17 protein-coding genes and 1 tRNA gene are annotated in these 20,110 nt (G+C 73.6%); 12 read left to right on the top strand and 6 right to left on the bottom strand.

Going from position 1 to position 20,110, the window contains the following annotated elements:
• Positions 1-197: 197 nt before the first annotated feature.
• From HOY81_RS17655 to HOY81_RS17640, 4 genes are all read left to right on the top strand, one after another.
• On the top strand, positions 198-674 hold the full coding sequence (locus HOY81_RS17655) for a Crp/Fnr family transcriptional regulator (RefSeq protein WP_237321401.1): 477 nt from the start codon (positions 198-200) through the stop codon (positions 672-674).
• Positions 671-1,366 carry a CBS domain-containing protein gene (locus HOY81_RS17650; protein WP_237321400.1) on the top strand — a complete coding sequence of 232 codons (696 nt, stop codon included), beginning with the start codon at positions 671-673 and terminating at the stop codon, positions 1,364-1,366. The genes HOY81_RS17655 and HOY81_RS17650 overlap by 4 nt, the downstream gene beginning before the upstream one ends.
• 144 nt (positions 1,367-1,510) lie before the next feature.
• Positions 1,511-2,218, top strand: a complete 708-nt coding sequence (locus HOY81_RS17645) for a response regulator transcription factor (protein WP_237321399.1) — start codon at positions 1,511-1,513, stop codon at positions 2,216-2,218.
• A gap of 222 nt (positions 2,219-2,440) precedes the next feature.
• Positions 2,441-3,598: a hypothetical protein gene (locus tag HOY81_RS17640; RefSeq protein WP_237321398.1), complete on the top strand. Its 1,158-nt coding sequence runs from the start codon at positions 2,441-2,443 to the stop codon at positions 3,596-3,598.
• 118 nt (positions 3,599-3,716) lie between these two features.
• Here the strand turns inward: HOY81_RS17640 and HOY81_RS17635 are convergent, their stop codons facing one another.
• Both HOY81_RS17635 and HOY81_RS17630 read right to left on the bottom strand, forming a co-directional pair.
• Positions 3,717-5,441, bottom strand: a complete 1,725-nt coding sequence (locus tag HOY81_RS17635) for a GAF domain-containing sensor histidine kinase (RefSeq protein WP_237321397.1) — start codon at positions 5,439-5,441, stop codon at positions 3,717-3,719.
• Positions 5,442-5,669: 228 nt separating this feature from the next.
• Entirely contained in the window at positions 5,670-6,677 is a 1,008-nt protein-coding gene (locus HOY81_RS17630) for a nitroreductase family protein (protein WP_237321396.1), read from the bottom strand.
• A 350-nt stretch (positions 6,678-7,027) separates the two neighbouring features.
• Here HOY81_RS17630 and HOY81_RS17625 point away from each other — a divergent pair, with 350 nt between their 5' ends.
• Positions 7,028-7,711: a CBS domain-containing protein gene (locus tag HOY81_RS17625; protein WP_237321395.1), complete on the top strand. Its 684-nt coding sequence runs from the start codon at positions 7,028-7,030 to the stop codon at positions 7,709-7,711.
• A 370-nt stretch (positions 7,712-8,081) separates the two neighbouring features.
• A complete protein-coding gene (locus HOY81_RS17620; protein WP_237321394.1) occupies positions 8,082-8,534 on the top strand; it encodes a cyclic nucleotide-binding domain-containing protein in 453 nt (150 codons plus the stop codon).
• Positions 8,535-8,673: 139 nt separating this feature from the next.
• Here the strand turns inward: HOY81_RS17620 and HOY81_RS17615 are convergent, their stop codons facing one another.
• Positions 8,674-9,552: a universal stress protein gene (locus tag HOY81_RS17615; RefSeq protein WP_237321393.1), complete on the bottom strand. Its 879-nt coding sequence runs from the start codon at positions 9,550-9,552 to the stop codon at positions 8,674-8,676.
• A gap of 234 nt (positions 9,553-9,786) precedes the next feature.
• Positions 9,787-9,873: transfer RNA gene (locus HOY81_RS17610), tRNA-Leu, on the bottom strand.
• Positions 9,874-10,248: 375 nt separating this feature from the next.
• Between HOY81_RS17610 and HOY81_RS17605 the strand changes: the two genes are divergently transcribed.
• From HOY81_RS17605 to pknB, 6 genes are all read left to right on the top strand, one after another.
• Positions 10,249-11,055: a DUF3662 and FHA domain-containing protein gene (locus HOY81_RS17605; RefSeq protein ID WP_237321392.1), complete on the top strand. Its 807-nt coding sequence runs from the start codon at positions 10,249-10,251 to the stop codon at positions 11,053-11,055.
• Between the two features lie 10 nt (positions 11,056-11,065).
• On the top strand, positions 11,066-11,575 hold the full coding sequence (locus tag HOY81_RS17600; protein ID WP_237321391.1) for an FHA domain-containing protein: 510 nt from the start codon (positions 11,066-11,068) through the stop codon (positions 11,573-11,575).
• Positions 11,576-11,602: 27 nt separating this feature from the next.
• Positions 11,603-13,222, top strand: a complete 1,620-nt coding sequence (locus HOY81_RS17595; protein WP_237321390.1) for a Stp1/IreP family PP2C-type Ser/Thr phosphatase — start codon at positions 11,603-11,605, stop codon at positions 13,220-13,222.
• Positions 13,223-13,237: 15 nt separating this feature from the next.
• Positions 13,238-14,635 carry an FtsW/RodA/SpoVE family cell cycle protein gene (locus HOY81_RS17590; RefSeq protein ID WP_237321389.1) on the top strand — a complete coding sequence of 466 codons (1,398 nt, stop codon included), beginning with the start codon at positions 13,238-13,240 and terminating at the stop codon, positions 14,633-14,635.
• Positions 14,632-16,101 (top strand): penicillin-binding protein 2, encoded by a 1,470-nt coding sequence (locus HOY81_RS17585; protein WP_237321388.1) that lies wholly within the window; start codon positions 14,632-14,634, stop codon positions 16,099-16,101. The genes HOY81_RS17590 and HOY81_RS17585 overlap by 4 nt, the downstream gene beginning before the upstream one ends.
• A 134-nt stretch (positions 16,102-16,235) precedes the next feature.
• The gene (pknB, locus tag HOY81_RS17580; protein ID WP_237321387.1) at positions 16,236-18,254 is read left to right on the top strand and encodes a Stk1 family PASTA domain-containing Ser/Thr kinase; all 2,019 of its coding nucleotides are present in this window, start codon (positions 16,236-16,238) and stop codon (positions 18,252-18,254) included.
• Between the two features lie 205 nt (positions 18,255-18,459).
• Here pknB and HOY81_RS17575 read toward each other — a convergent pair whose 3' ends face one another.
• Positions 18,460-19,296 (bottom strand): class E sortase, encoded by an 837-nt coding sequence (locus HOY81_RS17575; RefSeq protein ID WP_237321386.1) that lies wholly within the window; start codon positions 19,294-19,296, stop codon positions 18,460-18,462.
• A gap of 25 nt (positions 19,297-19,321) precedes the next feature.
• Positions 19,322-20,110: class E sortase (locus HOY81_RS17570; RefSeq protein ID WP_237321385.1), on the bottom strand; the 789-nt coding region annotated here is incomplete at its 5' end.

Raw genomic sequence — 20,110 nt, 5'->3', positions numbered from 1 at the left:
CCGGGTCCGCACCCGCACCCGGGACCTCCGGCCTCCCGCCGGGACCGTACGGCCCTGCCCGTCGCCGTCCCCGCGGTACCACGCTGGCCGTGTCGGACCCGCCGGAACGCCGCGCGGCCCGCCCGCGGCCGTACGGTCCGCACGCCCGCCGGAAGGCCGTCCTCCGGAGGCCGGCCCGTCGTCAGGAGGCCGCCGCCATGTACAACACCGGCTCACCGCTGAGCGCCCTGCCCGACCGGGCGCGGGAACGGCTGCTGGAACACGCCCGCGAGTGCACCTTCCCGGAGGGGACGCTTCTCTTCGAGGAAGGCCGGCGGGCGGACCGCTTCTGGGTGCTGCTGCGCGGATCCGTACGCCTCTCGCTGCGGGTCCCCACCCGGCCGCCCATGACCGTGGACACCCTGCACCCCGAGGACCTGGTGGGCTGCTCCTGGCTGCTCCCGCCCTACGCCTGGCAGCTCGGCGCCCGCACCCTCGCCCCCGTGGACACGCTGGAGTTCGACGCCCGTGCGGTGCGGCACCTCTGCGACACCGACCCGGAGACCGGCTACGCCCTCACCCGGCAGGTCGCGGCCGTGCTCGCGCGCCGCCTGCAGCAGGCGCACCGGCGGCTCCTCGACCTCTACGGCCCGTACGGAACCAGCCCCGGCACCCCTCTGGAGGAACCGGCATGAACAGCGACTCCCCGCACACCGTCGAGGACGTGATGACGCACACCGTGGTGGCCGTCGGGCTCGGCGCGTCCTTCAAGGAGATCGTGCGCACGATGGAACAGTGGCAGGTCAGCGCCCTGCCGGTGCTGGAGGGCGACGGCCGGGTGGTCGGCGTGGTCTCCGAGGGCGACCTGCTGCCCAAGGAGGAGTACCGGGAGGGCGGCCCGGGCCTCTTCGAGCGGCAGCGGCGCCTGGAGGACCTGGGCAAGGCGAGCGCCGTGACGGCCCGCGAGCTGATGACCGCCCCGGCGGTCTCCGTCCGTGCCGGGACCACGCTGGCACAGGCGGCCCGCGCCATGGCCCAGCGGCGGGTCAAGCGGCTGCCCGTGGTGGACGGCGAGGGACGGCTGACGGGCGTCGTCAGCCGCAGCGACCTGCTGAAGGTGTTCCTGCGCGACGACGAGGAGATCGCCGGGGAGGTGCGTCGGCAGGTCGTCGAACCCCTCTTCCCGAACGGGTCCCCGACGGTGCGCGTCGGGGTGACCGAGGGCGTGGTGACCTTCACCGGTCACTTCCGGGACACCGCGCTGGTGCCGCTGGCCGCGCGCATGGCCCGCTCCGTCGAGGGAGTGGTCGACGTGGCCTTCGAGCTCACCGGACCGCCGGTCCCGCAGCACACCGGCGGCTCCCCCGCGGGACGGCAGCCCGCCTGACGCCGCATCGCCCCGACGGTGCCGCGGCCGGACGCCGGCAGGCCAGGGCCGGACGGCCCCTGGCAGCGGCCCCGGCGGGCCCCCACCATGAAGGTGACGTCCCCCGTGTCCACGGGCCGGACCGCAGCGTCGTGAGGACATCAGATGCCCGAGAAAGACACCTTCTCCGCGGAGAACCCCGTCCGGGTCTTCCTGCTCGACGACCACGAGGTCGTCCGGCGTGGTCTGCACGACCTGCTGGACGCCGAACCCGACATCACCGTGGTCGGCGACGCCGGGTCGACCGAACAGGCGCTCGCGCGGGGGCCCGCGCTCCGGCCGCACGTGGCGCTGCTGGACGTGCGCCTGCCGGACGGCAACGGCATCGACGTCTGCCGCGAACTGCGCTCCCGGATGCCCGAGCTGGCGTGTCTCATGCTGACGTCCTTCGACGACGACGACGCGCTGCTGGACGCCATCCTGGCGGGCGCCGCCGGCTATGTCCTCAAGCAGATCAAGGGGTCCGACCTCGTCGCGGCCGTACGGACGGTCGCCGCCGGGCAGTCCATGCTGGACCCGGCGACGACCGCGCGCCTGATGAGCAGCCTCCGCGGGGAGGGCGGCGAGCCGGAGCCGGAGAACGCCGCACTGGCCTCGCTCTCACCGCGGGAGCGCGACATCCTGACCCTCATCGGCGAGGGCCTGACGAACCGGCAGATCGGCAGGCGGCTGTACCTGTCGGAGAAGACGGTGAAGAACAACATCTCCCGGCTGCTGAGCAAGCTCGGGGTGGAGCGCCGGGTGCAGGCCGCCGTCCTCGCCACCCAGACCGGCGCGTCGGCCCCGGAGGACCAACGCCCCGGACACGGGTGACCGCGGCCATGTGGCACGGGTGACCGCGGCCACGTGGCACGAGACCCGGCCCCCCGCACCGGTCGGCGCACCGGAGCCGGGAGGGAAGGCGGCCGAACGGACCGCCCCGCCCGGGCCGGTCGGCCCCCACGACGACCCCCTCGGGCCCTGCCCGCGCCCCCGCTCCCCGCCGCACCGTGGGGAACGCACGACCCGCTCCCCTGCCGGACGGGAGGCCACCGAATGCCGCCCACCACACTCACCGCAGCCACCCTGGAAGACCTGATCTCCGCCGCCTGCGCCGCGCCCTCGGTCCACGACGTCCAGCCCTGGCGCTACCGGCTCGATCCCGACACCGTCGAGCTGGAGCTGCACGCGGCCGCCGAACGGGCCCCGCGCCGGGCAGCCGACCCGAGCGGCCGGGCGCTGCACGTCTCGGCCGGCGCGGCGCTGCTCAACCTGCGGGTGGCGGCCGTGCACGCCGGCTGGGAGCCGCTGATCCGGCTGGTCCCGGATCCCGGCGAGCCCGGGCTGCTGGCCACCGTACGGCTGACGCCCCGGTCCCGGCGACGGCGTGGCAGGGGCCGCCCGGACCTGTACGACGTGCTGTGGCGGCAGCACAGCAGCCCGCTGCCGTTCTCCGGGCCGCCGGTGCCGCCGGACGTGCTGGCGGAGCTGGCCGACGCGGCGCAGACCGAGGGGGCCGCGCTCTTCCTCCCCGGGCGGGAGGAGTCCGTCCGGCTGCTCCAGCTCACCGCCGAGGCCGAGCGCCGCACCGCCGCCGGGCACCAGGCGGCGGAAAACCGTGCCGGCGCCGAGCGCCGGAACCACACGGAGACCCGCTCCCGGGTGCGGGACGGGCGACCCGACTGGGGCCCGACGGGCGTCCCCGCCCGCGCCCGGGGCGGCGGCGGGCGGGGCCCCGGGGCGGCGTACGCCGGCCCGTACGCAGGCGCGGAGGCGACCCCGGACACCGGCCTGGAGGCGGCACCGGACACCGGCCCGGACGCCGGTGACCGTCCCCGTCCGGTGCCTCTCGAGCACCCGCCGGCGCTGGCCCTGCTGACCACTCCGCACGACCGCCGCGCGGACTGGCTGCGGGCCGGGCAGGCGGTGCAGCACGTGCTGCTGGTCGCGACCGCGCACCGGATCCGCAGCTCGCTGCTGCACCAGGCCGTGGAGTGGCCGGACCTGCGGATGGCCCTGCACCCGCGGCACAACGGTCTCGTGCACCACCCGCAGATGCTCATCCGCCTCGGGTACGGGCCGGAGGGCCCGGCGACGCCCCACCGCACGGTGCGCGAGGTGCCGGCGGTGAACGGTTCGGCCCCCGCCTGGGCCAACGGCCACCCCGTCCCGGACCGGGTGACGCGGCGCACCCCACGCCCACCCGCGTCCTGACCGCGAGGGACTCCGAGGGGGGCTCCGCGGGACTCCGCTCGCCGGTGTGCGGGCCCGCCCCGGTGTGCGGGCCCGCCCCGCTGGGGGCTGCCGGGTGCCGCCGCGCTCCGCCCGCGGCTCACTCCTCCCGCGGCAGCGGCACCGACCAGACCAGGCGGGTGCCGCCCTCGGCGCCCGCCTCGGTGGTGCAGGAGCCGCTGCGTTTCTCGGCCCGCTCGGCCAGGTTCGCCAGACCGCTGCGCCGGCCGCCCTCCGGGATGCCGACCCCGTTGTCCCGCACGGTCAGCGTGACCCGGCCCTCGCCGACGGCCAGCGCCACCTCGACCGCGGTGGCCCGGGCGTGCCGCGCCACGTTGCTCAGCGCCTCGCCCAGGACGGCCACCACGTCGTCGCCGACCGCGGACGGCACCGCCGTGTCCACCAGGCCCTCGGTGCGCAACGCGGGCGTGAAGCCCAGCGCGTGCACCGCCTTCTCCGCCTCCTCGGCGACCCGCACCCGCAGCCCGTGCCCCCGGAGCGCGTTCTCCCTGCTGCGCAGACCGAAGATCGTCGAGCGGATGATCTTCGTGGTCTCGTCCAGGTCGTCCACCGCGCGCAGCAGCCGCTCGCTCGCCTGCGGATGGTCCACGAAGCGCAGCGCGCTCTGCAGCGAGATCCCGGTGGCGAACAGCCGCTGGATGGCCAGGTCGTGCAGGTCGCGGGCGATCCGGTCGCGGTCCTCCAGCAGCGCGATCTGCTCGGCGTCCCGGCGCCGGTCGGCCAGCTCCATCGCGAGTGCGGCCTGCCCGGCGTACGCCAGCAGCGGTGCCGTCTCGGTCCCGGTGAACGGGGACAGCGGGTCCTCGCGGGCCAGCAGCAGCACCCCGCGCACGCCGTCCCGGGTGCCCATCGGCACCGCGACGGCCGGGCCCAGGCCCTCCCAGCGGGGCGGACCGGCGGTGATCCGCGGATCGCGGGAGATGTCGGGGCTGGTGATCGGCCCGGACGCCGCGACGGCGGCGCCGACGAACGACCCGTCCCGGGGCAGCAGCAGCCCCTGGTGCAGTTCCGCCGCGGTACCGGAGGCGAGCGCCACCCGCAGCCCGTCCCGGCCGTTCACCGGGGTGGCCAGCACGCCCAGGTCGGCGCGGAGAATGTGGCGGGCGTGCTCGACGATCAGCCGGAGCACCTCCGGTTCACCGGAACCGGACAGCAGGCTGGCCGTGACCTCGGCGTTCGCCGCCAGCCAGCGCTCGCGGTTCCGGGTCTGCTCGTAGAGCCGGGCGTTCTCCACCGCCACACCGGCCGCGACGGCGAGGGTGGAGAGCACCGTCTCGTCCTCGGCGTCGAACTCACGGCCGCCGCGCTTCTCGGTCAGGTAGAGGTTGCCGAAGACCTCGCCGCGGATGCGGACGGGCACCCCGAGGAAGGAGTGCATCGGCGGGTGGTGCGGCGGGAAGCCGCTGGAGACCGGGTGCTGGGAGAGATCCGGGATGCGCAGCGGCTCCGGGTGCCGGATCAGCTCGCCGAGCAGACCGTGGCCGGTCGGCAGCGGACCGATCTCGCGGACCTGCTCCTCCGCCATCCCGACCGGCACGAACTGCGCCAGCCGGCCGTCCTCACCGATCACCCCGAGCGCCCCGTACTCCGCGTCCACCAGGACGGTGGCGGCCTCGACGATCCGGCGCAGCACGTGCGGCAGGTCGAGCTCGCTGCCCACCGAGAGCACCGCCTCCAGCAGACTGTGCACCCGGTCGCGGGTGCCGCGCACCGCGTCGATGCGCGTCTGCAGTTCGTCCAGGAGCTCGTCGAGATGCAGCCGCGGCAGGGGCTCGGACGCCGCGGCACCGCTCTGGTCGCCCACCGGGTCCTCCTCGGGTCCGGGCAAACGGCCCGTGATTCCCCTCCCACGGTACCCGGGTGCGACGGAGCAGGGGGCGTTCTGTGCCGAAGAGGTGATCGTGCAGTGTCGCCGCGGACGTCGGTGCCCGTACGGAGGGCACGCGGCCGGGGTCTGCGGCCGGCCGCCCTCCGCGGGCTCACGGCACCGGCCCGGCGGGATCCCGTGGGCCCCGTCCGGTCGCCCGTGCCCTCAGGGCAGGATATCCAGCACCTCGCCGCTCGGCCGCCGCGGGGTCTTCGGCCCGCGCGGCCCGTAGCCCAGCCGCAGCACCATCTGCACGAAGCCCTCGGAGGACGCCGGGTCCCGCAACGGCCACCGGGTCTCGGACCACTCCAGCACCCCGGTCATGAAGGAGGCCGCCACGTCCTCCCGGGTGGCCAGCAGCAGCACGCGCTGCACGGCCTGCCCGGCCCGGAGCCAGTCCTCCCGGCGGTCCTCGGGGGTCGTCAGCAGCGCGAGCTGCGGGTGCTCCTCGAAGGGGACGCTCCCCAGGTCGGCGGTCCGCCGGTCCTCGCCGAACTCCCGTACGGGCGCCCGGCCGCCGCGCCGCCGCGGCCCGAAGGCGTACTCCGGCACGCCGTCCGCCGCCGTGTCCGCCTCGGCCGCTCCCAGCCGGGTCCAGCGGGCCAGCTCCGCCTCCCGGTCCGCGTCCGCGCGGGTACGTGCCTCCGCCTCCTCGGTGAGCTCCAGCACCCACTCCAGGTGCCAGGGCGAGGGGAAGCTCAGCGAGACGCCCTCCCGGGCTGCCGCCCCGGTCAGCGCGGCGCGCACCCGCTCCGGGAGCGGAGCCTCCGCGAACGGGTAGCGGCTGGTGTGCCGCTCGTGCACGGCCGGGAAGAGCGGCACCAGGTCCTGCTCCACCACGCCCTCGCCGTCCTCCTCCCCGGCCGCCCGGAGCCGTACGGCCGCGACCAGCCCGGGCTCCGTGGGGTCCGGGAGCAGCCGCGTCGCGGCGGCGAGCCCGTGGTGCGCGGCGGCGACGCGCAGGTTCATGACCGCCGCGCCGCAGCCGAGGTGCAGCTCGCGCTGGTCCGGGTCGGCCTCCGGCACGGCCCGGGAGAAGTCCGCGTGGACCTCGAAGACCCCGCTGCCGCGGTGGTGGCGGAAACGCCACGGCTGCGCGTTGTGCAGCGAGGGGGCCGCGGCCGCGGCGTCGGCGAGCAGCCGGGCCATGGTGTCGGGGAGCGGAGTGGTCACCGGACTTCCTCTCGTACGGCCTCTCGTACGGTCCCGCCTACCGCGCCGCAGGGGGCGGGCCGAGGGCCGCCCGCTTCTCGCGGACCCGGATTGCGCGGTGAACGGCTGCGGGGCCGCTGCTCCGCGTCTCTCGGTGACCCTCGACCCGGTTCCAGTACATACCGGGTGGAACGCGACGGCAAGGGCCGTCCGGCCCCGTACCCGGCCCGCCCGGCCCTCGCCCCGCGCCGGGCCGGGTACGAGCCTGGACCGTACGACCGCAGCCGGCGGGACAGCGGAAAGACGCGCCCGGACGCACCGGCCGTGCCTGCCGCCGCCCCGCCGGGCCCAGCGCCACCAGGAGGTTCACCGTGCAGCACCGGACGGTCCGGGACCTGATGACCAGGGACGTGGTCACCGCCCCCTACGACATGCCGTTCAAGGAACTCGTCGGGCTGCTGGCCGAGCGCGAGGTGACCGCCGTGCCCGTGGTGGACCGGGCCGGCCGCCCGCTGGGCGTGGTCTCCGAGGCGGACCTGCTGCGGAAGGCGAGCGACCTGTCCGACCCCTCGGGAGGTGCCCCGCTGCCCCACCTGGAGGCGTGGGAGCGCGCCAGGGCCGAGGGCGCCCGGGCCGAGGAGCTGATGTCCGCGCCCGCGGTCTGCGCCCGCCCGGAGTGGACCGTGGTCGAGGCGGCGCAGCTCATGGAGGTGCAGGGGCTCAAGCGGCTGCCGGTGGTGGACGAGACGGACCGGCTGCTGGGCATCGTCAGCCGCGGCGACCTGCTGCGGGTCTTCCTCCGCCGGGACCAGGCGATCCGCGACGAGATCGACCTGGACGTGCTGCGGCGGACGCTGGGCCTGAGCCGCTACGAGGTCACGGCGGAGGTGTCCGGTGGCCGGGTGGAGCTGTACGGCACCGTCGAGACCCGCAGCATGGTCCCGGTGGTGGCCCGGCTCTGCCGGTCGGTGGACGGTGTGGTCTCCGTCGACGAGCGGCACCTCGGGTACCGGACGGACGACACCAGGGGCGCCGGAACCGCCGGTCCGGGGTGAGTGGGAAGCCCGCCCGGGTCGGGGCTCCGCGCCGGGACCGGGTGGGGAGCCGCGACGGGGAGCCCCGATCGGGCGGGGCCCCACTGCGGCGCACCGCGCCCTGCCTTCGCCCCCCGGTCCTCACCCGGCCCTCGCGCGGACTTTCACCGGTGCACCCCTCACGATCCGCTTGCCACCGCACCGGGACGCGCCGACGATGGAGAGCACGGGGGAACGTACGTACGAGCGGGTGTGCGCCCGCCCCGCCGCCGCACCGCCCACCACGGTCCTCCGCCAGGCACCCGTCACGACCGCACGGTGGCGCGGACGCGGTGCGTCGCCGGGCCGCCCGGAGACGCGTACGGGACGCCGTACGGAAAGGAGCGCCGCCATGCACACCAGGAGCGGAGTGATGGGTGGCCTGCCGGCCGGCCACCGGGAGCAGCTGGCGGCGCTGGCGCGACAGCGGTTCTTCCCCATGGGGGCCCGCATCTTCGAGGAGGACGGACCGGCAGACCGGTTCTGGACCGTGCACAGCGGCACCGTCTCGCTGGACCTGCGGGTGCCGGGGCGCCGGCTTCCGGTGGTCATGGAGAGCCTCGGCCCGGGCGAGCTGCTCGGCTGGTCGGCGCTGGTGCCCCCGCACCAGTGGCACATGGGCGCGGAGGCCGCCAGCCCGGTGCGGGCCGAGGAGTTCGACATCGAGGCCGTGCGCCGCCTCTGCGCGGCCGACCCGGAGCTGGACCTGGCGCTCTGCCACTACGTCTCCCGCGTGGTCGCCCACCGGCTCCGGGCCTCCCGGAACCGGCTGCTCGACCTGATGGCCGCGCACGGGATCCTCTGACGCCGCTCGCCCCGGCAGCCCGGTGCCTCCCGGCACCCCGGCGAGCCGGGCCGCGGCAGGCAGGCGCACTGCGCGCGCTCCGCCGCCCGCACGGGGGCGCGGGCGCCGGAGCACATCACGCAAGCGGGGCCGGGCCCGTTCAGCCGTGCGGCACGACCGCGACCGGAGCGTCGGCGTGGTGCAGCACACTGTGCGCCACCGCACCGATGTGCGTGCCGAACACATGGCGCCGCATACGGCGCCCCACCACCACCAGCGAGGCCGCGGGGGCCGACTCCACCAGGTGCCGGGCCGGGCGCCCGATGAGCGCCTGGGCGTCCGCCTCCACCCCCGGGTACTTCTCCCGCCACGGCTGCAGCATGCCGTTCAGCGCCGCCGTCTTCTCCTCCGCCAGGTCGGTGGTGAGCCCCGGCTGGGCGGCGATGGGCCGCACGCCGTAGGCCGGCGGCAGGTCCCAGCCGTGCAGCACCCGGAGCCGGGCCTGCCGGCGACCGGCCTCGTCGAAGGCGAAGCCGAGCAGCTCGTCCGCCGGGTGCTCCAGGTCCAGGCCGAGCACGATGTCGCCGGGCTCGGCCGGGGCGTCCGTGGTGTCCTCGCCGGGCTTGTGCGCCCGTACCACCACGACCGGGCACGGAGCGTGCGCCACCGTCGGCAGCGCCACGGAGCCGACGAGGAAGCCGAGCACCGATCCCAGCCCGCGGGAGCCGACGACCAGCAGCGCGGAGTCCGCGGCGGCCTCGGTGAGCACCCGCGGCGGCTGGCCCTCGGGCGTCTCGGTCGTGGCCCGCAGCGACGGATAGCGGCTGGTGAGCTCCTCGACCGTCTCCCGCGAGACCCGCTCCGCCCAGTGCTGCTCGGTCTCCGCGTCGAGCACCGGGGCGTACCGGGACGAGTGCGGCACCCGCACCTGCACCAGGCGCAGGGTCGCATCGCGCAGCAGCGCCTCACGCGCGGCCCAGTCGGCGGCGGAGAGGGATTCCGGCGAGCCGTCCAGGCCCGCGGTCACGAATGCGGTCATGGTGTCCTCCTGCCGGATGGGTGACGCTTCCCACCCTCCGGTGCGACCCCCGCGCCGGGGCAGGGCCACAGGTCCCCGGCAGGGTTCCGCACCGGGGCCACCCGTCCGGGCCGAACGGCCCCCGGCCCCGGCCGCGGAGACGGAGGACGGCGGGCACGGCCGCGGGTACGCGCGTACGCACGACGGCGGGCCGCTCCCGTGAGTTTCCTCACCCGGAGCGGCCCGCCGCCTGTGTGGTGCGCGAGGGGGGAGTTGAACCCCCACGTCCTTTCGGACACTGGAACCTGAATCCAGCGCGTCTGCCTATTCCGCCACCCGCGCATCGGGTCTGGCCGGTGGGCACCCGCCCGGGCGCCTGCCGACATCCAGAAGACTAACACGCTGCCGGAGCCGTCCTCACATCCGCTTCCCGCGGGCCCGCCCCGGGCCGCCCGCAGGCCGCCGGCGGGCCGCGGGACGGAGCGCGAAGGCGGGACCGGCACCGGAACCCGCACCGGCGGCTCTACCATCATCGTGTGAGGGTGTTGTGAGGGGTGACACCCGCGCACGGGGGCAGGATGGGGAACCAGGCGTTCACCCCGAGCGTGGATACGATCAGTAAGCAGTACCGCAGAGCGGTATGCGCGCGTTCCGTCACACTGGAGCGTGGCCGCAGGCGCCGTACCCGAGCGGCAGCCGTTGGGAAGGAGGTGCACCGTGGGAGTTCTGAAGCGCTTCGAGCAGCGACTCGAAGGTCTCGTCAACGGCACCTTCGCCAAGGTGTTCAAATCCGAGGTGCAGCCGGTCGAGATCGCGGGCGCCCTGCAGCGCGAGTGCGACAACAACGCGACCATCTGGAACCGCGAGCGCACCGTCGTCCCCAACGACTTCATCGTCGAGCTGAGCGCCCCCGACTACGAGCGCCTGAGCCCCTACGCCGGCCAGCTCGGCGACGAGCTCGCCGGCATGGTCCGGGACTACGCCAAGCAGCAGCGCTACACCTTCATGGGCACCATCAAGGTGCACCTGGAGAAGGCCGACGACCTGGACACCGGGCTCTACCGGGTGCGCAGCCGCACCCTGGCCGCCTCCGCCTCGCAGGCGCCGCCGGCCGGCGGCGCCGCCGCGGGCGGCCAGAGCGGCTTCCCCCCGCGCCCCGCCGGCGCCCCGCCCATGCCGTCCACCGCGCCCGCCCCCCCGTCGTACGCCCCCGGCGGCGCGGGCCCGATGCCGAGCACCCAGGTCCGGCGCTGGATCGAGATCAACGGCACCCGGCACCAGGTGTCCCGGCCCACCCTCGTGCTCGGCCGCAGCACCGAGGCGGACGTCCGCATCGACGACCCGGGCGTCTCCCGGCGGCACTGCGAGATCCGCACCGCCGGCAGCGCCGCCACCGTGCAGGATCTGGGGTCGACGAACGGCATCGTGGTGGACGGACAGCACACCACTCGCGCTACGCTCCGCGACGGCTCACGCATCGTCGTGGGCAGCACGACGATCATTTACCGGCAAGCCGAAGGGTGAAGCGGGGGCCATGTCAGAGCTGACCCTGACGGTCATGCGGTTGGGATTTCTCGCCGTTCTGTGGCTGTTCGTCATCGTGGCCGTCCAGGTCATCCGCAGCGACCTCTTCGGCACCCGCGTGACCCAGCGCGCCGCACGGCGCACCGAGGCACGACCGCAGCAGCGGCAACAGGCACCGCCGCGCCAGCAGCAGGGCGGCCGCCGCGGCGGCCGTGGCGGGCGTGGCGCGCCCACCAAGCTGGTGATCAGCGAGGGCTCCCTCACCGGCACCACCGTGGCGCTGCAGGGCCAGACGATCACCCTGGGCCGGGCGCACGACTCCACGATCGTCCTCGACGACGACTACGCCTCCAGCCGGCATGCCAGGATCTACCCGGACCGGGACGGCCAGTGGATCGTCGAGGACCTCGGGTCCACCAACGGCACGTACCTGGACCGGTCCCGACTCACCACACCGACGCCGATTCCGCCCGGAGCGCCGATCCGTATCGGCAAGACGGTCATCGAGCTGCGGAAATAGACAGGCCGACGACATGACGACCGGAGGGTGGGCACCGTGCGGATGTACCCGGAGCCGACAGGCGAGGTGCGCATGAGCCTGGCACTGCGTTTCGCCGCCGGATCGCACGACGGCATGATCCGCGAGCACAACGAGGACTCCGGCTATGCCGGGCCCCGGCTGCTGGCGGTCGCCGACGGCATGGGCGGCCAGGCCGCCGGCGAGGTCGCCAGCTCGGAGGTGATCTCCACCATCGTCGAGCTCGACGAGGACATCCCCGGCTCCGACATCCTCACCGAGCTCGGCGGCGCCGTGCAGCGGGCGAACGACCAGCTCCGCGGCATGGTCGAGGAGGATCCCCAGCTGGAGGGCATGGGCACCACCCTCACCGCCCTGCTGTGGACGGGCCAGCGGCTCGGCCTGGTGCACGTCGGCGACTCCCGCGCCTACCTGCTCCGGGACGGGCAGCTCACCCAGATCACCCAGGACCACACCTGGGTGCAGAAGCTCGTCGACGAGGGCCGGATCACCGAGGAGGAGGCCACCACCCACCCGCAGCGCTCGCTGCTGATGCGGGCCCTGGGCAGCTCCGACCACGTCGAGCCGGACCTCTCCATCCGCGAGGTGCGCGCCGGCGACCGCTACCTGGTCTGCTCCGACGGGCTCTCCGGAGTGGTCTCCCACCAGACCCTGGAGGACACCCTCGGCACCTACCAGGGCCCGCACGAGACGGTCGAGGAGCTGATCCAGCTCGCCCTGCGCGGCGGCGGCCCCGACAACATCACCTGCATCGTCGCCGACGTGCTGGACGTCGACGCCGGCGACGCCCACGCCGCGCAGCTCAACGACACCCCGGTGATCGTCGGCGCGGTCGCCGAGAACCAGCAGCCGCTCGGCGGCGACGCCCGGACCCCCGCGGCCCGCGCGGCCGAGCTCGGCCGCCAGGTGCCCCCGCAGCAGCAGGGCGAGGAGCCCCCCGCCGGCGGCTTCGGCCCGCCCGGCAGCGGCAGCGGCCCCGGCGCACCGCCCGCCGCGGGCGCCTTCGGGCCCTACACCGACCAGGACTTCGTCAAGCCCCGCAAGAAGGGCAGATGGCTCCGGACGACGCTGCTCCTCGTCGTCGCCCTGGCCGTCGTCGGCGGCGGCCTCTACGCGGGCTGGTCGTGGACCCAGAAGCAGTACTACGTGGGCGTCAACGGCGACCATGTCGCGCTCTACCAGGGCATCAGCCAGGAACTGGCCGGCATCAGCCTCAGCAGCGTGCACCAGGACCACCCCGAGATCGAACTCGAGTACCTCCCGCTCCTCCAGCGCCAGCGGGTCGAGGAGACCATCGCCGCCGACGGCCTCGGCCAGGCGAAGGACAAGATCGGCGAACTCCGCGCCCAGGCGGAGGTGTGCCGGATGGTCGCGGAGCGCGAGCGGCAGGAACAGAACCGGCAGGAGCAGGACCGCGACCGGAAGCAGCAGGACGAGAAGCAGGACCAGAAGGACCCGCGGGAGTCGCAGGGCCCGGACAGCGGCCGCGAGGGCGACGGCGCGGCGGCCGGGGACCAGGCCGGCCTGCGTGCCGACCCCACCACCAGCCCGAGCCCCGACGCTCCCTCTCCCGGGCCCAGCCTCTCGGAGAAGCAGCGTGAGCTCGCCAAGCAGTGCACCGCGCCGTAGGGGGCCGCGCAGCCTATGAGCAGTAATCTCCACCTCAACACGGGCAGCAACACCACGGTCTCCTCCGGCGGCCTGCCCAGCCGGCGCAACACCGAACTGGCGATGCTCGTCTTCGCCGTGCTGGTGCCCGTCTTCGCCTACGCCAACGTCGGCCTGGCCAAGGAGGGCGAGCTGCCCGCCGGGATGCTGGGCTACGGCCTCGGGCTCGGCCTGCTCGCCGGCGTCGGGCATCTCGCCGTACGCCGCTGGGCGCCGTACGCCGACCCGCTGATGCTGCCCGTCGCCACCCTCCTCAACGGGCTCGGCCTGGTGCTCATCTACCGGCTGGACCTGGAGCCCACCCTCGGCTCCGCCAGCGCGCCGTCCCAGCTCATGTGGTCCACGCTGGGCATCGCGCTGTTCGTCGCGGTGCTGGTCCTGCTCAAGGACCACCGCATCCTGCAGCGCTACACCTACATCTCCATGGCCGTGGCACTGGTGCTGCTGGTCCTGCCGATGTTCTTCCCCGCGGTCAACGGCGCCAAGATCTGGATCACCATCGGCGGCATGTCCGTGCAGCCCGGCGAGTTCGCGAAGATCATCATCGCGGTCTTCTTCGCCGGCTACCTGATGGTCAAGCGGGACGCGCTGGCCCTGGCCAGCCGCCGCTTCATGGGCCTGTACCTGCCGCGCGGGCGGGACCTCGGCCCGATCCTGGTGATCTGGGGCCTGTCCATCCTGATCCTGGTCTTCGAGACCGACCTGGGCACCTCGCTGCTCTTCTTCGGCCTCTTCGTGGTGATGCTCTACGTCGCCACCGAGCGCACGAGCTGGATCGTCTTCGGCCTCACCCTGGCCGTCGTCGGCGCCGTCGCCGTGGCCAGCTTCGAGCCGCACGTCCAGCAGCGCGTGGAGGACTGGCTCGACCCCTTCCACACCGTCCGCGAGACCGGCAACGCCAACCAGCCCGCCCAGGCCATGTGGGCCTTCGGCTCCGGCGGCGTGCTCGGCTCCGGACTCGGCCAGGGCTACTCCCGGCTCATCGGCTTCGCCGCCAAGTCCGACTACATCTTCGCCACCGTCGGCGAGGAGCTGGGCCTCACCGGTGTGATGGCGATCCTGCTGCTCTACGGCCTGCTGGTGGAACGCGGCATCCGCACCTCGCTGGCCGCCCGCGACCCGTTCGGCAAGCTGCTCGCGGTCGGGCTCTCCGCCGCCTTCGGCATCCAGGTCTTCGTGGTGGCCGGCGGTGTGATGGGCCTCATCCCGCTCACCGGCATGACGATGCCGTTCCTCGCCCAGGGCGGCTCCTCCGTGATCGCCAACTGGGCGCTGGTGGCCGTGCTGCTCAAGATCAGCGACGCGGCCAGAAGGCCCGCACCGTCCCCGGCCCCGTCACCCGACGCCGAGATGACCCAGGTGGTCCGACCGTGAACAAACCCCTGCGCCGCATCGCCGTCTTCTGCGGGCTGCTCATCATGGCCCTGATGATCCGGGACAACTGGATCCAGTTCGTCCGCGCCGACGAACTCCAGAACGACAAGCACAACCGCCGGGTGCTCATCGAGCGCTACAGCCAGCCGCGCGGCAACATCCTCACCGCCGACGGCAAGCCCATGACCGGCTCGAAGAAGACCGAGAGCAGCGACTTCCAGTACAAGCGCACCTACAAGAACGGTGAGCTGTACTCGCCCGTCACCGGCTTCGCCGCGCAGATCTTCGGCACCTCCAAGCTGGAGGCCCTCTACGACGGCATCCTCACCGGCGACGACGACCGGCTGTTCTTCAACCGCACCATCGACATGCTCACCGGCAAGCCGCAGCGCGGCGGCAACGTGGTGACCACGATCAACTCCAAGGTGCAGCAGGCCGCCTACGACGCGATGGGCGACAAGAAGGGCGCGGCGGTCGCCCTCGACCCGCAGACCGGGGCCGTCCTCGCGATGGTGAGCAAGCCCTCCTACGACCCGTCCCGCTTCGCCGGGATGTCGGACGAGGACCAGGAGGCCTGGAAGTCCCTCCAGAAGGAGAACAACCCGGACGAGCCGATGCTGAACCGGGCGCTGCGCCAGACCTACCCGCCCGGCTCCACCTTCAAGGTGGTCACCGCGGCGGCCGGCCTGGAGAGCGGCGAGTACACGCTGGACGGCAAGACGGACACCCCGGACCCGTACCCGCTGCCGGACTCCACCGTCGACCTCGGCAACGACGGGAACCACCCCTGCGAGGACGCCTCCGTCCGGGTCGCCCTCCAGTGGTCCTGCAACACCGTCTTCGCCAAGATGAGCAACGAGCTCGGCAACGAGAAGATGAAGGAGTTCGCCGAGCAGTTCGGGTACAACGAGGACGAACTGGACATCCCGGTCCGGGCTGCGGAGAGCGTCTACCCCGAGGACAACCGCCCGCAGAACGCCATGGCCGGCATCGGCCAGGCCAGCAACCGCGCCACCCCGCTCCAGATGGCCATGGTCGCCGCCTCCGTCGCCAACGACGGCACGCTGATGAAGCCGTACATGGTGGACAAGCTCGTCGCGCCCAACCTCAACGTCGTCGAGCGGACCAGGCCCGAGCAGTACAGCGAGCCGATGTCCTCGGAGACCGCCCAGCAGCTCCAGGAAGCCATGGAGACCGTGGTCGAGGAGGGCACCGGAACCACGGCCCAGCTTCCCGGCGTCACCGTGGGCGGCAAGACCGGTACCGCCCAGCACGGTGAGAACAACAGCGAGAAGCCGTACGCGTGGTTCATCTCATACGCCAAGGCCGAGGACGGCTCCTCGCCGGTCGCCGTGGCCGTCGTGATTGAGAGTTCCGACGCAGCCCGGGACGAGATCGCGGGCAGCGCACAGGCCGCACCCGTGGCAAAGGCCGTCATGCAGACCGTACTTGAAGGAAAGCAGTGAAAACCCGGCACACCACCGCGTGAGCCCGGTCACGCCGGGCCCGTCCGGTGGGGCGGGTACGGTATCCCGAGCACCACACCGTCGGCGCCCGCACGCCAGGCGCGGCACCGGACGAACGGAGAGGGCTGGAGACTATGGAAGAGCCGCGTCGCCTCGGCGGCCGGTACGAGCTGGGCACGGTGCTCGGCCGCGGAGGCATGGCCGAGGTCCACATCGCGCACGACACCCGGCTGGGCCGCACGGTCGCGGTGAAGACGCTGCGCGTCGACCTCGCCCGCGACCCGACGTTCCAGGCCCGCTTCCGCCGTGAGGCCCAGTCGGCCGCCTCGCTCAACCATCCCGCCATCGTCGCGGTCTACGACACCGGCGAGGACTACGTCGACGGGGTCTCCATCCCCTACATCGTGATGGAGTACGTCGACGGCTCCACCCTCCGTGAGCTGCTGCACTCCGGGCGCAAGCTGCTGCCCGAGCGGGCCATGGAGATGTGCATCGGGATCCTCCAGGCCCTGGAGTACTCACACCGCAACGGCATCGTGCACCGGGACATCAAGCCCGCCAACGTCATGCTCACCCGGAACGGCCAGGTCAAGGTCATGGACTTCGGCATCGCCCGCGCCATGGGCGACTCCGGCATGACCATGACGCAGACCGCGGCCGTCATCGGCACCGCTCAGTACCTCTCCCCCGAGCAGGCCAAGGGCGAGCAGGTCGACTCCCGCTCCGACCTCTACTCCACCGGCTGCCTGCTCTACGAGCTGCTGACCGTCCGCCCGCCGTTCGTCGGCGACTCCCCGGTGGCCGTCGCCTACCAGCACGTACGCGAGGAGGCGCAGCCACCCAGCGTCTTCGACCCGGAGATCACCCCGGCCCAGGACGCCATCGTGATGAAGGCCCTGGTCAAGGACCCGGACTACCGGTACCAGACCGCGGACGAGATGCGCGCCGACATCGAGGCCAGCCTCGACGGGCAGCCCGTCGCCGCCACCGCCGCCATGGGCTCCGTCGGCTACGCCGGCGGCAGCGGCTACGCCGGCCACGCCGACGACCAGCCCACCACCGCGCTCCGCGCCCAGGACGCCCGCACCTCCATGCTCCCGCCGATGCGGGAGGACGACGGCGGCTACTACGACGACGACGGGCGCGGCGGGCGCCGCCGCCCACCCAAGAAGAGCAACACCTCCACGGTGCTGCTCGTCGTCGCCCTGGTGCTGGTCCTCATCGGCGCGATCTTCATCGGCCAGGCGATCTTCGGGGACAAGGACGACGGCCGCTTCGACCTGCCGGACTACGCCGGCATGAGCTACCAGGACGCCGCCCAGCAGGCCGAGGACCGCGGCTTCACCCTGGTCAAGGGCGAGAAGAAGTACTGCAAGCAGGACAAGGGCACCATCTGCGAGACGAACCCGCCGGCCGGCGAGGAGATCGAGGAGGGCCAGGAGGTCTCCGCCCTGATCTCCAAGGGCACCGCACCACTGGACGTCCCCGACGTCGAGGGCGACACCTTCGACGACGCACAGGACGAGCTGGAGGACGCCGGGTTCGAGGTCAAGCGCGTCGACGAGGAGACCTCCGAGGCGGAGCCCGACACCGTGCTGGAGCAGGACCCGGCCGGCGGCGAGCAGGTCAAGCGCGGCTCCACGATCACCCTGACGGTGGCGACCCAGAGCACCAGCACGGTGCCGAACGTCGTCGGCAAGTCCTTCACGGAGGCCGAGGCGCAGCTCAAGGCTCTGGAGTTCACCGTCGCCCGGATCGACAAGGAGAGCCAGGACACCGCTCCCGGCACGGTGCTGGAGCAGAGCCCGGCGCCCAACGCGCAGGCGGCCGACGGCAGCCAGGTCACCCTGACCGTGGCCAAGGCGCCCGCAGCCCAGCCGGCCACCGTGCCGGACGTCACCAACCAGCTCGTGAAGGACGCCCGGAAGACCCTGCAGCAAGCCGGCTTCACCGTCCAGGTGCAGAACGCGCCGGACGAGAACAACGCCACCGTGATCGCCACCAACCCGCCCGCGGGCACCCAGGGGAAGAAGGGCGACACCGTCACCATCGTCGCCCGCCCGGGCCCGCCCACCGGCGGTGACGGCGGCGGTGACGCCGGCGGCGGAGGCGACGACGGCGGGTTCTTCGGCGGCCTCCGCGGGCGTGACTGAGCGGACCGCCGGGCGGCCGCGGGCCGGACGGCGGTGAGCACGACGGAGGGGCGGGCGCCCGGGGCGGCCGCCCCTCCGTCGTGCCCGGTGCCTCGCGCAGCGGCCGGGTGCTGCGCCGCGTGGAGCGCCGGCTCTCCGTGGCCTGGTGTGCCGTGCGCTCCGTGGCGTGGAGCGCCGTGCGCCCCGTCGCCTGCCGGGCTGCGCGTCAGCGCAGCTCCTCCGGCGGGGTGCGGTCGCCGTCCACCCGCTCGGTACGTTCCAGCTCGCCCCACACGATGTAGCGGTGCTTGGAGGTGTACACGGGCGTGCACGTCGTGAGCGTGATGTAGCGGCCGCGCTCCGTCTTCCCCGACTCCTCCGGCACGGCGTCCAGCACGTCCACGTTGTACTTCGAGGTCTCCGGCAGGATCGCGTAGACCGTGTACACGTACCAGGTGTGCTCGGTCTCGAAGACGATCGGGTCGCCTTCCTCGATCTTGTGGATGTCGTGGAACTTGGCGCCGTGCCCGTCCCGGTGCGCGGCCAGCGAGAAGTTCCCGGACCGGTCCCACGGCAGCGCCGACTTCACCGGCTTCGTGTAGTAGCCCGCCACGCCCTTGTTGAGGTGGTCGGTGTCGGTGCCCTTGGTCACCAGGATGTCGTCGTCCGTCATCGCCGGCACGTGCAGGAAGCCGATGCCGTTCCTCAGGTTCCGCTCACCCGGGCCGCGCTCGCCCGGCTCCGTGCGGTCGGCCGCCCAGGTGTCGCGGACCTCGTCGCTCTGCCGCTCCGCCGCCCGGTTCGCTATCACGTTCGTCCACCAGAGCGAGTAGACCACGAACAGCGCCAGCACGACGCCCGCCGTGATGAGCAGTTCCCCGAAGACGCTGACCGTGGCGGCTATCCGGCCACGGCCCCGCCCGGCGCGGGTACGGACCGGGCGGGCCCGGCGCGCGGGCGGACCGTCGCGGTCGCCGGCGGCCTCCGCAGTCTCCGCAGCCTCCGCGAGGTACGGGTCCTCCGTGGACCGGTCCGCCCCGGCCTCCTGCGCTTGCTCTGCCACCCTCGACCGCCTGTTCCCGCTTCCGCTACTCGACCAGGGCGTCCGGCTTGCCCTTGCTCCGCGGACGCTCCTCGACCATTTTGCCCCAGACGATCAGACGGTACTTGGAGGTGAATTCGGGCGTACACGTCGTCAAGGTGACGTACCGTCCGGGCTTCTCGAAGCCGGACTGCGGCGGGACCGGCTCGACCACGCTCACGTTCGAGGGCGAGGTGGAGGGCAGCCTGCTGTGCATCTCGTAGACGTAGTAGGTGTCCGCCGTCTCCACCACGATCTCGTCGCCCGCGACCAGCTTGTTGATGTAGCGGAACGGTTCGCCGTGCGTGTTGCGGTGGCCCGCCACCGCGAAGTTGCCCTTCTCGTCCCAGGGCATCGCCGTGGGAAGGCCCGACTTCTCGTCGTAGTGCCCGACCATCCCCCGGTCCAGCACGGACTCCTTGTCGATGCCCTCCGCCACCGGCACCCGGACGTCCAGCTTGGGTATGTACATCAGGGCGAAGCCCTGGCCGGCGGAGAACCTCCCCGGCTTCCGCTCCGGGTTCTCCTTCCACTTCTCCGTCAGATCGTGCGCGGCGTTCCCCGCCGCCCGGTCCGCCAGCACGTTGGTCCACCAGAGCTGGTAGGCCACGAAGAGCAGCATCACCACCCCGCAGGTGATGAAGACCTCACCGATGAACCGGCTCAGCAGCACCGCCGGGCCGTCCTTCGCCGCCCGCGCCGCCCGCCGCGCCTCCAGCCGGGAACCCGGGCGCGGGGGCGTGCCCGCGCCCGGCGGGCTCGCGGTGGCCGTGGCACCCGCTGCCGCCGTGCCGTC

This window comes from Streptomyces sp. JJ36 (genome assembly GCF_021696945.1).
Taxonomy (GTDB): Bacteria; Actinomycetota; Actinomycetes; order Streptomycetales; family Streptomycetaceae; genus Streptomyces.
This window is presented reverse-complemented; position numbering and strand designations above follow the sequence as displayed.

Coding starts and splice junctions, on each gene's coding strand:
- HOY81_RS17655 (WP_237321401.1), top strand. CDS start 198: ATGTACAACACCGGCTCACCGCTGAGCGCCCTGCCCGACCGGGCGCGG.
- HOY81_RS17650 (WP_237321400.1), top strand. CDS start 671: ATGAACAGCGACTCCCCGCACACCGTCGAGGACGTGATGACGCACACC.
- HOY81_RS17645 (WP_237321399.1), top strand. CDS start 1,511: ATGCCCGAGAAAGACACCTTCTCCGCGGAGAACCCCGTCCGGGTCTTC.
- HOY81_RS17640 (WP_237321398.1), top strand. CDS start 2,441: ATGCCGCCCACCACACTCACCGCAGCCACCCTGGAAGACCTGATCTCC.
- HOY81_RS17620 (WP_237321394.1), top strand. CDS start 8,082: ATGCACACCAGGAGCGGAGTGATGGGTGGCCTGCCGGCCGGCCACCGG.
- HOY81_RS17615 (WP_237321393.1), bottom strand. CDS start 9,552: ATGACCGCATTCGTGACCGCGGGCCTGGACGGCTCGCCGGAATCCCTC.
- HOY81_RS17600 (WP_237321391.1), top strand. CDS start 11,066: ATGTCAGAGCTGACCCTGACGGTCATGCGGTTGGGATTTCTCGCCGTT.
- HOY81_RS17590 (WP_237321389.1), top strand. CDS start 13,238: ATGAGCAGTAATCTCCACCTCAACACGGGCAGCAACACCACGGTCTCC.
- pknB (WP_237321387.1), top strand. CDS start 16,236: ATGGAAGAGCCGCGTCGCCTCGGCGGCCGGTACGAGCTGGGCACGGTG.